The organism is Novosphingobium sp. BL-S-20, assembly GCF_055521635.1.
Genome location: NZ_CM145494.1, coordinates 1,269,166 through 1,283,893 on the forward strand (window position 1 = coordinate 1,269,166; position 14,728 = coordinate 1,283,893).

Here is a 14,728-nt window from a genome sequence, read left to right on the forward strand (position 1 = left end):
CGTCTTCATGGCATTCGCTCTTGCGTTAACGGCGCCGAACGCGCAATGCGCGGGGCGATGAGTGCCGACGTTCTCCCCCTGCGCGCACGCGGGTCGCAGCCAACCCTCGCTCCCATGCTGGCGGTTACCGCTGCCGGCATGAACAGCGTCAACGCCGTCATCCTTGACCGGATGCAGAGCGAGATTCCCCTCATTCCGGCGCTGGCCGGACACCTGATCGCGGGCGGCGGCAAGCGCATGCGCCCGATGCTGATGGTCGCCGCCGCCGAGCTTTGCGGCTATCAGGGCACGCGCCACCACCGGCTGGCCGCTGCCGTGGAGTTCCTCCACACGGCCACGCTGCTGCACGACGACGTCGTCGACGGTTCCGACATGCGCCGCGGCAAGGCCGCCGCGAATATCGTGTTCGGCAATCCGGCGACGGTGCTGGTGGGCGATTTCCTGTTCACCCGCGCATTCGAGCTGATGGTCGAGGACGGCAGCCTCAAGGTCCTCAAGATCTTCTCGAAGGCCAGCTCGATCATCGCCGAGGGCGAAGTCGACCAGCTCACCGCCCAGCGCCGTATCGAGACGAGCGAGGAGCACTACCTCCAGATCATCGGCTCCAAGACCGCTGCGCTTTTCGCCGCCGCTACCCGCATTTCGGCGGTGGTCGCGGAAAAGACCGAGGCGGAGGAGCAGGCGCTCGACGCTTATGGCCGTAACCTCGGCATCGCCTTCCAACTCGTGGACGATGCGATCGACTACGATTCCGAGGCCGCCGAATCGGGCAAGGACAAGGGCGACGATTTCCGCGAGGGCAAGATGACCCTGCCGGTGATCCTGGCCTATGCGCGCGGCAATGCCGAAGAGCGCAAGTTCTGGGAGGAAGCCATCGCCGGTTTCCGCACCGAGGACGAAGACCTTGCTCACGCGGTCGAGCTGATTAACCGCCACGGCTGCGTCGAGGCCACGCGCGAGCGGGCGCGGCTCTACGGCCAGCGGGCGATCGACGCGATCTCGATCTTCCCGGCAGGCGCTGCGCGCGATGCCATGTGCGAGGCAGTCGAGTTCGCGATCGCGCGTCGTTACTGAACCGATTGTCGCACTACCCTTTTAGGGATCGAACGCCGGGCAGGTTCTGCCCGGCGTTTTCGTATGCGCTCGGGAACAAGGTTGTCACAGCGGTAACGCTGATTTGCTGGCCTGCTATTGCGACATCAGCGTCGCATCTTGGTTTGCCAAAAAAATCTATCCGGTTGAAGCTATAAATAAATACCTATAGGATTTGGGTATTACGAATTCCTGTTTCGGGAGGTCGTCGATGCTGCGGTCCAGTCTGCTTGCAATTCGGATGGTTGTTGTTGGCGGTTTTCTTGCCGGCCTTTGCACTATTTCCGAAGCGAAGGCCGGGGGGGAGGCTTTCGGCATCGATCCTGCGGGCACGGAAGTCGGACATCCCGGCATAACACCGCAGGACAATACGGTAGGGGCGGAGCAGGGAGAGCCGGAACCATCCATTGCGCCTCAGCGTGCGCCGGGCCGCAAGGGCACCTGCTGGACGCTGATCGTCAGCCCTTACGTCTGGGGTGCGTCGCTGGGCGGCGATCTGGGGCTGGCCGGTTTGCAGACCCCCGCGCACCTGCCGTTCCGCGATATCTTCAAGCATCTCGACCTGGCCGCGATGGGCAATATCGAAGTCGTGAACGACCGCTGGGGCGGCTATCTCGATGCCCAGCACGTCCGGACCTCGCAGGCCGAAAAGGTGCTCTCGGTGCCGGTGGACCTGCGCATCCGCACGACGCGGGTGGCGGGGGGCTTCTACTACAAGGCCTGGGTCGTGCCGCTGTCCGGCGAAACGGCGTTCGATGCGGCCCGCACGATCTCGTTCGAGCCGACCGTGGGCCTGCGCTGGACGCGCCTCAAGGCCGGCGCTGCCGTGGCGCCGCTGGGTCTGGAGACGGACAGGCGCGCCGGCTGGGTCGATCCTTTCGCGGGCCTGCGCGTGAATGCCGATCTGTCCCGGCACTGGAACCTGTTCGTGCAGGGCGATGTCGGCGGCTTCGGTGCCGGGTCCGACGTCAGCGTCAATGCGCTCGCCATGCTGGGCTATCGCACGCACCTGCTGGGCCAGCGGACGATCCTGCGCGGCGGCTATCGCTTCATCTACGAGGATTACAGCCAGGACGACTTCACCGGGCGCGGCAGGTTCGTCTGGGACATGCAGCAGCGCGGCCCGGTGCTCGGCCTTTCCATGCTGTTCTGACCGCGTTTCTTTCCCGCGAAGAGGAGAATGACCATGCGAGTGATGACGAAACTCGGCCGCGCGCTGGGCATGCTGGCGCTGCCAGGGCTTCTGGTCGCAAGTCCTGCCGCGGATGCCTGCACGCGGGCGGTCTATCTCGGCCCGAACGGCAATGTGATCACCGCGCGCTCGATGGACTGGAAGAGCGATATCGTTTCCAACTTATGGATACTCCCGCGCGGAATTTCCCGCAGCGGGGAGGCTGGTCCGAACTCGATCAAATGGACGGCGAAATACGGCAGCCTCGTCGTCAGCGGCTATGACGTGTCGAGCACCGATGGCGTGAATGAGAAAGGCCTCAACGCCAACATGCTCTGGCTCGTCGAATCGGAGTATCCGCATTTCGACGGCAAGGGCAAACCCGGCCTGACGATTGCGGCCTGGGCGCAATATGCCCTAGACAACTTCGCGACCGTGGCGGAAGCCGTGGCGGCGCTGGAGAAAGAGCCGTTCACCATCGTCACCGACAATGTGCCGGGTGAGAACCGCCTGACCACGGTGCATCTCTCGCTCTCCGACTCTAGCGGAGACAGCGCCATTTTCGAATATATCAAGGGCAAGCTGGTGATCCACCATGGCCGCGAATACCAGGTCATGACCAACTCGCCGACCTATGACGGGCAGCTTGCGCTCAATGCCTACTGGCAGGGAATCGGCGGCACGGTGATGTTGCCCGGCACGAACCGCGCGGCGGACCGCTTCGCGCGCGCCTCCTTCTACATCAACGCCATTCCCAAGGATGAGGACCCCAACAAGGCGCTGGCTTCGGTGTTCAGTGTGATCCGCAATGCCTCCGTGCCCTACGGCATCAACACGCCCGAACAGCCCAATATCTCTTCCACGCGCTGGCGCACGGTGTTCGATCACAAGCGGGGGCTCTACTTCTTCGAATCGGCGCTGACGCCGAACACCTTCTGGGTGAATCTGAAGAAGATCGATTTCTCGAAGGAAACCGGCAAGGTGAAATGGCTCGATCTTGGACCGAACCAGGATCACACTTTCTCCGGGGAGGTGAACGGCGATTTCGTGGAGCATGCGCCGTTCCGCTTCCTTGGCCTGAACGGCTGAATTTCCCTTTTTCGCGGCGCAGTCCGGCGGTTTTTTCGCACGGGACTTCGCCGCGCAATGATCCTGCAACATCGCTGCAATTGCAGTGGCATGGGAAGCGCCCTATTCAGACGCCGCCATGCCCGCCGAATCCGAGATGGTGACATCGGGCTATCAGCCCGGTTCGCCGCGCCAACGCCTCGTTTCTTCGATCCTCTCCGGGGGATTGATTCTCATTGCGCTGCTTCTGGCGATCTACCAGACCGGCCTCGTTCCCCAACTGGTTGAGAAGACGACGTCCCTGACGACGTTCGATGTCGTCGATCACGACCGCGACAAGGGCGGGGACACCCCGGAAAAGCCCAAGCAGCGCGAGGAAAAGAAGACCGAGAAGACCAAGCAGGCCAAGGTCGTTCAGGAAAAGGTGCCGCCGACTCCTCCGGTCGTAAAGCCGGTCGAGGAAAAGCCCGCTTTTACCTTCCTCAAGGTTTCGCGTCAGGACTTCGCCGCCGCCGATATCGGCAAGATGAAGGGACCCGAACCTGCCCAGGGATCGGCCGCACCGAGCGGCGGCTCCGGCGGAACTTACGGTCCCGGCGAAGGTCCGGGCGGCGCCACGCTCTACAATGCCGACTGGTTCCGCCGTCCGACCGACGCACAGCTCGGCGGTTACCTTCCCGAAAATCGCCCGCGTAGCGGCTGGGGCATGATCGCCTGCCAGACGATCGAGCACTACAAGGTCGAGAACTGCCAGATCCTCGGCGAATCGCCGCGCGGGTCCGGCTTCGGACGCGCGGTGCTGAACGCCGCCTGGCAGTTCGAGGTGCTCCCGCCGCGCATCAACGGCAAGCAACAGCTTGGTACCTGGGTGCGCATCCGGATCGACTACGGCACCAAGGGCGATATCTGAAAAGCATGTTTGAAAAATGCCCTTCCGGGGCATTTTCGTTGCGGCACCAGCCCACGCCCCCACCCGACCTCCCATAGGGTACTATCGTTGGGAGGTCGGGTGGGGGCGTGGGCTGGTGCCGCAAAATTCGCTTTCAGCGAATTTCAAGCCAGCTGCCAGGCCTTGGATGAGGCCTCGACCCTGCCGAGCATGTCTTCCAGCGACATGGGCCGGGCGATGTGGAAGCCCTGGGCCAGCGAGAACCCGGCGATCCGGGCGCTGAGCAGTTGGTCCTCGGTCTCGATCCCCTCGATCACGCATTCCAGCGAAAGCGCGCGCGCAAGGTTGCGGATCGCCGAGATCAGGCGGCGCCCTACCGTCTCGTCGAGGCGAGGGGCGAAGCTGCGGTCGATCTTGACCATGTCGAGCGGCAACTGATGCAGTGACGAAAGGCTGGAATAGCCGGTGCCGAAGTCGTCCAGCGCAATGCGGGCGCCCGTTGCGCGCAGGCGTTCGAGCACGGCGCGGGCGGTTTCGAATTCGGCGATCAGTGTCGTTTCGGTGATCTCGAAAAGCAGGCGCCGCGCATCGCAGCCGCTGCGCTCGATATGGCTTAGCAGGGTCGCGATCGTCTCGCTGTCCGAAATATCGTGGCCGGAAAGATTGAACGAGACCGAGATCGGGTGCGGCAGCAGGGCCAGCGTGTCCAGTGCGTGGCCGAACAGCGTGGCGGTAACCTCGCGGGCGCGGCCTACGCGCTCGGCAGATGCGATCATCTGTTCCGGCGGCACCGCGCCGAGTGTGGGGGCCGTCCAGCGTGCGAGGCATTCGAAACCGATCGGATGATTGCTCTCGGTGGCGATGATCGGCTGGTAGGCGACCGAAAGTTCCTGCACGAGATCGGCGCTCTGCATGGCGGCATCCAGCGCCTGTTCGGAACGGATCAGCGTTTCCAACTGGTTGGAGAAGCGCACGCATTGTCCGCGGCGATGGTTCTTGGCGTGGTAGAGCGCGAAGTCGGCACGGTCGTAGAGCGAATGGGCGTTGCGGGCGCTTTCCGGGTAGATCGAGATTCCCGCCGATCCCCCGACCGCCACCGACACTTCGCCGAGGCGGGCGGGCATGCGGATGACCGCGCAGAATTTCTGCGCAATCGCTTCGGCTTCGTCGGGGCCGCCTGGAACGATGAAGCCGAATTCATCGCCGCCGAGCCGGGCGATCGTCACGCCCGGATCGCACTGCGCAAGCAGGCGGGCGCCAATTACCTGAAGCAGACGGTCGCCCTGGGCATGGCCGTAAGTATCGTTCACCGGCTTGAAGCGGTCGAGATCGATCAGGCCGACGCAGAAGACCTGATCGTGGCTGCGTTCCAGCAGTTTTTCCAGCGTCGCGAAGAAATAGCGCCGGTTCGGCAGGCCGGTCAGCGCGTCGGTCTGGGCCAGGCGGGCATTCTCGTCGCCCAGCGCCTGCGCCTGCCGGCGCTCGACTTGTAGTTCGCGCTGGGCCATCTCCAGTTCGACGAAGGAATCGTAGGTATCGCGCAGGATCTTGAGGATCACGGCGGCGACGAGGGCGATGTTGATCGCCACGGCGGTGAGCGTCTCCGATCCCGTCGTCATGCAGTAGACGAGGAACATGCCCAGCGCCGTGACGCAGATCAGCAGGGCCGCCATGGGCAGGAACGTCAGGCAGAACACGCAGCCGAGCACGGTGACCGAGACGAAGACCGCGACATGGCCATGTTCGTAAGGTCCGCCATAGCGGTCGAGGCAGAGCGCCCAGATGGCAAAGGTTGTGGCGAGCAGCAGCGAGAGCCAGACCGCCTGCTTCATGCGTCGGTGCGCGGCATCGGCCTCCAGATCGTGCTGGGTAACCGGACGCAGCCAGACCAGCATGCGAATCAGGCAGCCGGCGATCAGGATCGCCGGAATCGTGAGGGTAAGATAACCCGGCGCCAGTACGCGATGCGTATAGGCCAGAATGCCCGCGTTGATCGACAAGAGTCCGTAGAGCGGGGGTATCCGCTCGCGCAGGCGCAAGTACTGCGCGACGGGCAGTGGATAGTGCCCGGCGCGGTGCATCTTGCTCTGGATTGAACTGGCGTCGGGCAAAACGAGAACTCCTGAGAGTTTTGCTTAGGTACAATTCCTTGATGAAGCGTAGACGTCTCGCCTTGTCTCATCCGTTTCGGGTTCGACCGGCAGTGGGAGGAAGACTTTCCTGCCGCCACCACCGGCCCTAAGAAGGCATGCGTGAGCACGCTTCCCATCAACTACGTATTGCCCGAAGTCCTGTCCGCATTGCGTGACGGCCCTCACGCCGTGCTGATTGCGCCGCCAGGGGCGGGCAAGACGACGGCGCTGGCCCCGGCCTTGCTGGCCGAGCCTTGGTGCACGGGAACGGTGATCCTGCTTTCCCCGCGCCGCGTGGCGGCACGCGCCGCCGCAGAACGCATGGCCGAGCAGCTGGGTGAGAAGGCCGGGGAGACGATCGGCTACGTCACCCGCCTCGACGTGAAGCGATCGGCGCGAACGCGAGTCGTGGTGATGACCGAGGCGATCTTCGTCTCGACCATCGTCTCCGATCCGGAGCTTTCCGGCGTCTCCGCCGTGCTGTTCGACGAAGCGCACGAGCGTCATCTCGACAGCGATCTCGGCCTCGCGTTGGCGGTCGAATCGAGCCAGGTCCTGCGCGAGGACCTGCGCATCGTCGTGATGTCCGCCACGATCGACGGCGCGCGCTTTGCCCGCCTGCTGGGCGGCACCGTTCCGGTCATCGAGAGTGAAGGCAAGGCCTGGCCGCTGGCGATTCGCTGGCTCGGCGGATCGCCGGACCAGCGAATCGAGGATGCGATGGCCTCCGCCGTTTTGACCGCGTGGCGCGAGCAGGACGGCGATATCCTCGCCTTCCTGCCTGGCGTGCGCGAGATTGACCGCGTGGCGGAGCGACTCGCCGAGAAGCTGCCGGGGGCACTGGTCCTGCCGCTCCACGGACAATGCGAACCGGCCGCCCAGCGCGCGGCGATCCGCCGCGATTCGCAGGGCCGCCGCCGGATCGTGCTCTCGACCGCGATCGCGGAAACCTCGCTGACGCTGGAGGGCGTTTCGGTGGTGGTGGACAGCGGCCTCTCGCGCCGCGCCGAGTTCGACAAGGCGGCGGGCGTCACCCGCCTGGCGACGCACCGGGCGAGCCGGGCTTCCGCCGCGCAGCGGGCCGGTCGCGCCGCGCGTCAGGGGCCGGGCACCGCCTATCGTCTCTGGGAGGAGGCCGCGCATCCGGGGCGGCCCGAGTTCGATCCGCCGGAAATGCTGACCAGCGACCTCGCGCCGCTGACGCTCTCGTTGGCGCAGTGGGGTGCGGGCGATCCGGCGGCCATGGCCTGGATCGATCCGCCGCCGGTGCCCGCGCTCGATGCGGCGCGGTGGCAGCTTGAGGCGCTCGGTGCGCTGGACGGGGAGGGGCGGATCACCGCGTTCGGACGCAAGGTCGCGAGCCTGCCGATGGACCCGGCGCAGGCGGCGATGATTCTCCATGCCGCTGAGCGCGGCGCGGCCGGAACTGCAGCGAAGCTGGCCCTATTGCTACAGGAGCGCGGGCTGGGCGGGCGCAGCGAGGATCTGGCGCAGCGGCTCTCGCGCTGGGACGGCGACCGCTCGCCGCGCGCGGAAGCTTCGCGCAAGCTGGCGGCGGGCTGGGCGCGGCGCGCGCGTTCGCTGATCTCCGGAGAGGATGACGGCGAGGACATTCCCGCAGGCGTGCTGCTGGCGCTTGGGCGTCCGGACATGGTGGCGCGGCGGCGCGATGCGAGCGGTGAGCACTGGCTCTCCGCCGGGGGCAGGGGCTATGTGCTCGATCCTGCCTCGCCGCTTGCCGCGCGCGAGTGGCTGGTGATCGGCGATGCGCAGGGACAGGCCAAGGGCGCGCGCATCCTCTCGGGCGCGTCGCTGGAAATGTCCGAGGTCGAGCAGGGCCTCGGCGCGCGGATCGAGCGGCGCTCGGTCCTGCGCTGGAACGAGGCGGAAGGGCGTGTCGAGGCGCGGCTGGAACGGCGACTCGGGGCGATCACTCTGGCGAGCGGCCCCGATCCCGCGCCCGATCCGGCGGCGATCTCCGCTTTCCTGCTGGAGCGTGTGCGGGAGAAGGGCCTCGATCTCGTGCCGTTCGGGAAGGGCAGTCTCTCGCTGCTGCACCGCGCGCGCTATGCGGGGATCGCGGCGCTGTCCGAAGCGGCGCTGGTGGAGGATCTGGACGACTGGCTTGGCCCGCTGCTGGGGCGGCGACTCGATGCTATCGACAAGGGCGCGCTGGCGGAAGCCTTGCGCAATCGTCTCAACTGGGACGACCAGCAAAGCCTCGAAAAGCTCGCGCCGCCGGAATTCCGCAGTCCGGCGGGTAGCACCCATGCCATCGACTATGAGGACGAGGGCGGCCCCAGCGTCGAGGTTCGAGTTCAGGCGCTGTTCGGGCTGGATCGTCATCCGACCTTCGGGCAGCCTGCGCAGCCGCTGCTGCTGAAGTTGACCTCGCCCGCCGGGAGGCCGATCCAGACGACTCGCGACTTGCCCGGATTCTGGCGCGGATCGTGGCGCGACGTGCAGCGTGACATGAAGGGCCGCTATCCCCGGCATCGCTGGCCGGACCAGCCCTGGACCGAAGATCCGAGCCTCAAGACGCGCAATGCGTTTGAAGCATCCAGAAGCAAGTGATTTGCGCTTGATTCTCTCCCTGATTCGGAGGCAAAGCGCTGGGCCATGAGTGCACGCATCTATCAGCGCCCGAAGAACGCCATGCAGTCCGGCAAGGCACTGCTGGACCAGTGGGTCCTCGAATTCGTCCCCGCCGAAGCGAAGAAGCCCGATCCTCTGATGGGTTGGGCAGGTTCGGGCGATACCCGCCAGCAGGTTACGCTGAAGTTCCCCGATGTGGACGAAGCCAAGGCCTATGCCGCGCGCTACGGCATCGAGGCCGAAGTGCATGCCACGCCGCCACGCCGCCTGAAGATCCAGGCCTACGCCGACAACTTCCGCTGATCCGCCTTCACTAAGAAGCAGGTTTCTGAGCAATCGGCCCGCCTTTCCACGATGGAAGGGCGGGCCGATGCCGTTATGGGCTCACAAAAAAGTCGGACGGGCAGGCTGGACAAACCGGGCGCGCGCCGCCATAGGCCCGCTCGGGAGTCGGGTGGACGTTTGCGTTCGCCAACCTGGTCAGGTCCGGAAGGAAGCAGCCACAACGGATAGCGGCGGGTCGCCCGGCTCCTTCAGCCCACATCACGACAAATCGATGCTGGACCCGCCGGAAGGCCGGTTTTGGCTCTGTTTCGTCGATCTGCGCTGTGGAGCAAATTGGTTTTCCCCTGACATTCTCGCCCCCAGTCCCTAGTTTGGCAGGCGATGGACGATTCACGCGACATGTTCGGCGATACCCCCCCTTGGGACGACAAGGAGGAGGAAGCGGCCGCTCCGACCCAGGCCGAGCTGGAAGAGGCCGGTCAGGCGTCGATGTTCGGCGAACCGGAGCCTGTAGCCGCTCCTTCCGCTCCGGCGCCCGAGCCTGCCCCTGAGCCGAAAGCGACGCCTGTTCCGCGCGGATCGGCTAAGGTCGAGAAGAAAGCGGCGGCGGCTCCGGCCCCGTCCGGCGCGTCCACTGGCGCTCCGGCGCAGCCCTATCGCGTGCTCGCGCGCAAATACCGCCCGCAGACTTTCGCCGAACTGATCGGTCAGGAAGCGATGGTGCAGACGCTGGCCAACGCCATCAAGCGCGACCGGCTGGCCCATGCCTTCCTGATGACCGGCGTGCGCGGGGTCGGCAAGACCTCGACCGCGCGCCTGATCGCCAAGGCGCTCAACTGCATCGGCCCGGACGGGCAGGGTGGTCCGACGATCGACCCCTGCGGCCAGTGCGAGCCGTGTCAGGCCATTGCCGAAGGCCGCCATATCGACGTGATCGAGATGGACGCCGCCTCGCATACCGGCGTCGACGACGTGCGCGAGATCATCGAGGCAGTGCGCTATGCGGCTGTCTCGGCGCGCTACAAGATCTACATCATCGACGAAGTTCACATGCTGTCTCGCAATGCTTTCAATGCCTTGCTGAAGACACTTGAGGAACCTCCAGCCCATGTGAAGTTCCTCTTCGCGACCACCGAAGTGGACAAGCTGCCGGTCACGGTGCTGTCGCGCTGCCAGCGCTTCGACTTGCGCCGAATCCCTGCGCCGATGCTGGCCGGGCACTTCGCCAAGGTCTGCGGTCTCGAAGGTGTCGAGGCCGAGGACGAGGCGCTCGCCATGGTCGCCGCAGCTGCCGAAGGATCGGTGCGCGATGGTCTGTCGATCCTCGACCAGGCGATTGCCCATGCCGATCTCGACGGCGAAGGCCAGGTCCGCGCCGAGAAGGTGCGCGACATGCTCGGCCTGTCGGACAAGAGCGTGCAGCGCAGCCTCATCACCGCCATTCTCGATGGCAAGGGCGGGGAATTGCTCGAACTCGTGGCGCGGCAGTTTGCGCTCGGCGTCGAGCCGATCGCGATCATGCGCGGGCTGATGACGCTGGTGCACCGCATTGCCGTGGCGCAAGTCGCGGGCGGCGCGCACGATGCCCATTCGGCGGAAGAGCGCGAGGCGATCGAAGGCTGGGCCAAGGCGCTCAAGGCCGGGCAGGTCCACCGCATCTGGCAGTTGCTGCTCAAGGGGCATGAGGAAGTGAAATCGGCGCCCGATCCGCTGGTGGCGGTGCAGATGGCGCTGCTGCGGATCATGCATGCCTCGGACATGCCGGACCCCGGATCGTTGGTGAAGAAGCTGGAAGAGCTTGCCGCCCGTGCTCCGGCGCCCGCTCCGGCAGGCGGCGGGGAAGGGGCTGCCCCGAGCGGCGCTCCGGCGGCCGCGGTTTCACCTCCGATCACCGCTGCCATTGCCCTGCGCCGCTGGGAGGAACTGGTCGAGGACGTCGAGCATATGGGCGAGCTTTCGACCGCGAACACCATGCGCATGCAGGTGCGCGTGATCGAACTGGGCGCCAGTCTGCTGCGCTACGCGCAGCCGCCCGGTTTCAGCGAGGATATCACGGCGCTGCTGCGCACCTGCCTGACCAAGGCGACGGGCGAGCGCTGGGAAGTCTACAAGGTTTCGGAAGAGGGTGCGCCCGCGCTCATGCTCACATTGGTCGAGCAGGCCGAAGCGAAGAAGGCCGCCGAAAGCGATGCCGTGAATCAGCACCCGCTGGTGCTGGCGACCAAGGCCGCTTTCCCGCAGGCCGAAGTTATCGAAGATGATCGTCCGCTTGCCGTCGGCGGCGGCGGACGCAACTGGAGACGTTGAGATGAAGTCGATGGAAGAGATGCTCCAGGCCGCACAGCAGGCGGCCGAGACCATCCAGAAGCAGATGAACGAGGCGCAGGCCAAGCTCGATGCCATGGAAGTCGAAGGGCTTTCGGGCGGCGGTCTGGTGAAGATTCGTTGCTCGGCCAAGGGCCGCGTGATCGGCGTGTCGATCGACGACAGCCTGCTCCAGCCCGGCGAGAAGCAGATTCTCGAAGATCTGATCGCTGCCGCCTACAACGACGCGCGCGTCAAGGCGGACTCGGTTGCCGGCGAGGAACTGGCCAAGGCCCAGCAGGGCATGGGCCTGCCGCCGGGCTTCAAGATGCCGTTCTGATCCAGCGGTCTCTCTCGCTGCGGACCGCCTCGATTCGCGGTTTCCATGGGATGATTTCCGTCATGTCTGGCGGAAGTTCCGGGAAAACGCGCTATATTGGATCGAACCTCCGGTATTTTCCGGAGTTGCGATCTAGGGAGAAGGGGAAGTGGTGCGACTATCACTTCCACAGTCTTTCGGCGGCGGCGCCATTGCGCGGCGCGAGAGAGACCCCATATCGTCCCGCGCCCCATGTCGTATTGGGAAAGGCCGGGGGGCTGTCAGCTGCCCCGCGTGTGTGTTGAAATGGAAATGACCTTGAACCTGCTTCCGCTGCTTCCCTTGCGCGACATCGTCGTGTTTCCCGGCATGGTCGTGCCGCTTTTCGTTGGACGCGAGAAATCGGTGGCCGCGCTCGAAGCGGCGATGGCGGGTGAAAAGGACATCTTCCTGCTCGCGCAGCTCGATCCGGGCTGCGACGATCCCGACCGCGACGATCTTTACGACACCGGCGTCATCGCCAGCGTCCTACAGCTGCTGAAGCTGCCGGACGGCACCGTACGCGTGCTCGTCGAAGGGCAGGAGCGCGCGAAGCTGGAGACCCTGCGCACCGAGCAGTCCGCCGAGGGCGAGATGCTGGTGGCCCAGGTCGAGCGCGTCGAGCCGGTCGAGGCGGACGGCACCGAGACCGAGGCGATGATGCGTTCGGTGGTCGAGCAGTTCGGCGAATATGCCAAGCTCAACAAGAAGCTTTCGCAGGATGCGGGCGACCAGCTCGGCGAGATCGAGGATGCGGCGAAGCTCGCAGACACCATCGCCGCGCAGCTTTCCGCCAAAGTGGGCGACAAGCAGGCCGTGCTTTCGGAAGCCGACCCGCTCAAGCGCCTCGAAATGGTCTATTCCTTCATGGAAGGCGAACTCGGCGTCCTGCAGGTCGAGCGCAAAATCCGTGGCCGCGTGAAGCGCCAGATGGAAAAGACCCAGCGCGAATATTACCTCAACGAGCAGCTGAAGGCGATCCAGTCGGAACTCGGCGGCGGCGACGGCGAGGAAGCGAACGAGCTTCAGGAGCTTCAGGAGCGCATCGAATCGACGCGCCTGTCGAAGGAAGCACGCGAAAAGGCGACGGCGGAGCTGAAGAAGCTCAAGTCGATGCAGCCGATGAGCGCCGAGGCGACCGTCATCCGCAATTACCTCGACGTGCTGCTGGGCCTGCCCTGGGGCAAGAAGAGCAAGCTCAAGCGCGACATTTCCTCGGCCCAGGAAATCCTTGATGCCGATCACTACGCGCTCGACAAGGTCAAGGACCGCATCGTCGAGTATCTGGCCGTGCAGGCGCGCACCAACAAGCTGAAGGGGCCAATCCTGTGCCTCGTCGGCCCGCCGGGCGTCGGCAAGACCTCGCTGGGCAAGTCGATCGCCAAGGCGACGGGGCGCGAGTTCATCCGCCAGTCGCTGGGCGGCGTGCGCGACGAGGCCGAGATTCGCGGCCACCGCCGTACGTATATCGGCTCGCTGCCGGGCAAGATCGTCACCAACCTCAAGAAGGCCGGCAAGTCGAACCCGCTGTTCCTGCTCGACGAGATCGACAAGCTGGGTCAGGACTTCCGCGGCGATCCGGCTTCGGCGCTGCTCGAAGTGCTCGATCCGGAGCAGAACGCCAAGTTCCAGGACCACTATCTGGAACTAGACATCGACCTGTCGGACGTGATGTTCGTCTGCACCGCGAACAGCCTGAACCTGCCGCAGCCGCTGCTCGATCGCATGGAGATCATCCGTCTCGAAGGGTACACCGAGGACGAGAAGGTCGAGATCGCCGAGCGTCACCTCGTGCGCAAGCAGGTCGAGGCGCATGGGTTGAAGAAGGGTGAGTTCACGCTCACCCAGGACGGCCTTCGCGACCTGATCCGCTACTACACCCGCGAGGCGGGCGTGCGTACGCTGGAGCGCGAGATCGCCAAGCTGGCGCGCAAGTCGCTGCGCCAGATTCTCGAAGGCAAGGCCACCGAGGTCACGATCACTCCGGAAAACCTCTCCGAGTTCGCGGGCGTGCGCAAGTTCCGCCACGGCGTGGGCGAGGAAGAGCATCAGGTAGGCGCCGTCACCGGCCTCGCCTGGACCGAAGTGGGCGGCGAACTGCTGACCATCGAGAGCGTGACCGTGCCCGGCAAGGGCCAGATCAAGGCGACCGGCAAGCTCGGCGACGTGATGAGCGAGTCGATCCAGGCCGCCTTCAGCTTCGTGAAGGCGCGCTCGCCCGCTTACGGCATCAAGCCTTCGACGATCCAGAAGAAGGACATCCACATCCACCTGCCCGAAGGCGCGGTGCCCAAGGACGGTCCTTCGGCGGGTATCGGCATGGTCACGTCGATCGTCTCGACGCTGAGCGGGGTGCCGGTGCGCAAGGACGTCGCCATGACCGGCGAAGTCACCCTGCGCGGCCGGGTGCTGCCGATCGGCGGTCTGAAGGAGAAGCTGCTGGCGGCTCTGCGCGGCGGTATCACCACCGTGCTGATCCCCGAAGAGAACCGCAAAGACCTCGCGGAGATTCCCGAAAACGTGAAACAGGGTCTTGATATCATTCCCGTTTCGCATGTCGACGAAGTGCTGGCCAAGGCCCTGACCGAGCCGCTCGAAGCCATCGAGTGGACCGAGGCGGACGAACTGGCCGCAGCGCCTTCGCAGACGCCGTCGCCTTCCGCCACCGCGCACTGAATATGTCGCGGAACGCTCTTTCCGTTTCTGGAAAGGTCGTTCCTGCGGCAATTTTCGGTCGATATTGACCGTCGGAAAGAAAGTCTTTTGCGCAGGGCGCTTGTCACAGGCAAGCGCACGCTGTAACGGCCCCCTTCCTGCCGCGCGCCTTGCCGCAG

General features: G+C 65.1%; 10 protein-coding genes and 1 other RNA gene. 10 read left to right on the plus strand and 1 reads right to left on the minus strand.

Features of this window, described 5'->3' with window-relative positions; translation table 11 throughout:
* Positions 1-57 precede the first annotated feature (57 nt).
* From ACZ1II_RS13855 to ACZ1II_RS13870, 4 genes are all read left to right on the plus strand, one after another.
* Positions 58-1,074, plus strand: a complete 1,017-nt coding sequence (locus tag ACZ1II_RS13855; RefSeq protein WP_465146955.1) for a polyprenyl synthetase family protein — start codon at positions 58-60, stop codon at positions 1,072-1,074.
* Between the two features lie 259 nt (positions 1,075-1,333).
* Positions 1,334-2,245 carry a hypothetical protein gene (locus tag ACZ1II_RS13860; RefSeq protein ID WP_465146956.1) on the plus strand — a complete coding sequence of 304 codons (912 nt, stop codon included), beginning with the start codon at positions 1,334-1,336 and terminating at the stop codon, positions 2,243-2,245.
* 33 nt (positions 2,246-2,278) lie between these two features.
* The gene (locus tag ACZ1II_RS13865; RefSeq protein WP_465146957.1) at positions 2,279-3,352 is read left to right on the plus strand and encodes a linear amide C-N hydrolase; all 1,074 of its coding nucleotides are present in this window, start codon (positions 2,279-2,281) and stop codon (positions 3,350-3,352) included.
* Positions 3,353-3,470: 118 nt separating this feature from the next.
* Entirely contained in the window at positions 3,471-4,241 is a 771-nt protein-coding gene (locus ACZ1II_RS13870) for an energy transducer TonB (protein WP_465146958.1), read from the plus strand.
* Positions 4,242-4,384: 143 nt separating this feature from the next.
* Here the strand turns inward: ACZ1II_RS13870 and ACZ1II_RS13875 are convergent, their stop codons facing one another.
* Positions 4,385-6,331, minus strand: coding sequence for a putative bifunctional diguanylate cyclase/phosphodiesterase (locus ACZ1II_RS13875; protein ID WP_465146959.1), 1,947 nt, complete (start codon positions 6,329-6,331; stop codon positions 4,385-4,387).
* Between the two features lie 141 nt (positions 6,332-6,472).
* Between ACZ1II_RS13875 and hrpB the strand changes: the two genes are divergently transcribed.
* The 6 genes from hrpB (at position 6,473) to lon (ending at position 14,570) form a co-directional block, all read left to right on the plus strand.
* The gene (hrpB, locus tag ACZ1II_RS13880; protein WP_465146960.1) at positions 6,473-8,926 is read left to right on the plus strand and encodes an ATP-dependent helicase HrpB; all 2,454 of its coding nucleotides are present in this window, start codon (positions 6,473-6,475) and stop codon (positions 8,924-8,926) included.
* Positions 8,927-8,971: 45 nt separating this feature from the next.
* Positions 8,972-9,250, plus strand: coding sequence for an ETC complex I subunit (locus tag ACZ1II_RS13885; protein ID WP_465146961.1), 279 nt, complete (start codon positions 8,972-8,974; stop codon positions 9,248-9,250).
* A 140-nt stretch (positions 9,251-9,390) separates the two neighbouring features.
* Positions 9,391-9,485: signal recognition particle sRNA small type (gene ffs, locus ACZ1II_RS13890), an RNA gene on the plus strand.
* A 128-nt stretch (positions 9,486-9,613) separates the two neighbouring features.
* Positions 9,614-11,539, plus strand: a complete 1,926-nt coding sequence (locus ACZ1II_RS13895) for a DNA polymerase III subunit gamma/tau (protein WP_465146962.1) — start codon at positions 9,614-9,616, stop codon at positions 11,537-11,539.
* A gap of 1 nt (position 11,540) precedes the next feature.
* Positions 11,541-11,876, plus strand: coding sequence for a YbaB/EbfC family nucleoid-associated protein (locus ACZ1II_RS13900; protein ID WP_465146963.1), 336 nt, complete (start codon positions 11,541-11,543; stop codon positions 11,874-11,876).
* A 285-nt stretch (positions 11,877-12,161) separates the two neighbouring features.
* Complete coding sequence (lon, locus tag ACZ1II_RS13905; protein WP_465146964.1) at positions 12,162-14,570, plus strand: endopeptidase La; 2,409 nt, start codon at positions 12,162-12,164, stop codon at positions 14,568-14,570.
* Positions 14,571-14,728: the final 158 nt, after the last annotated feature.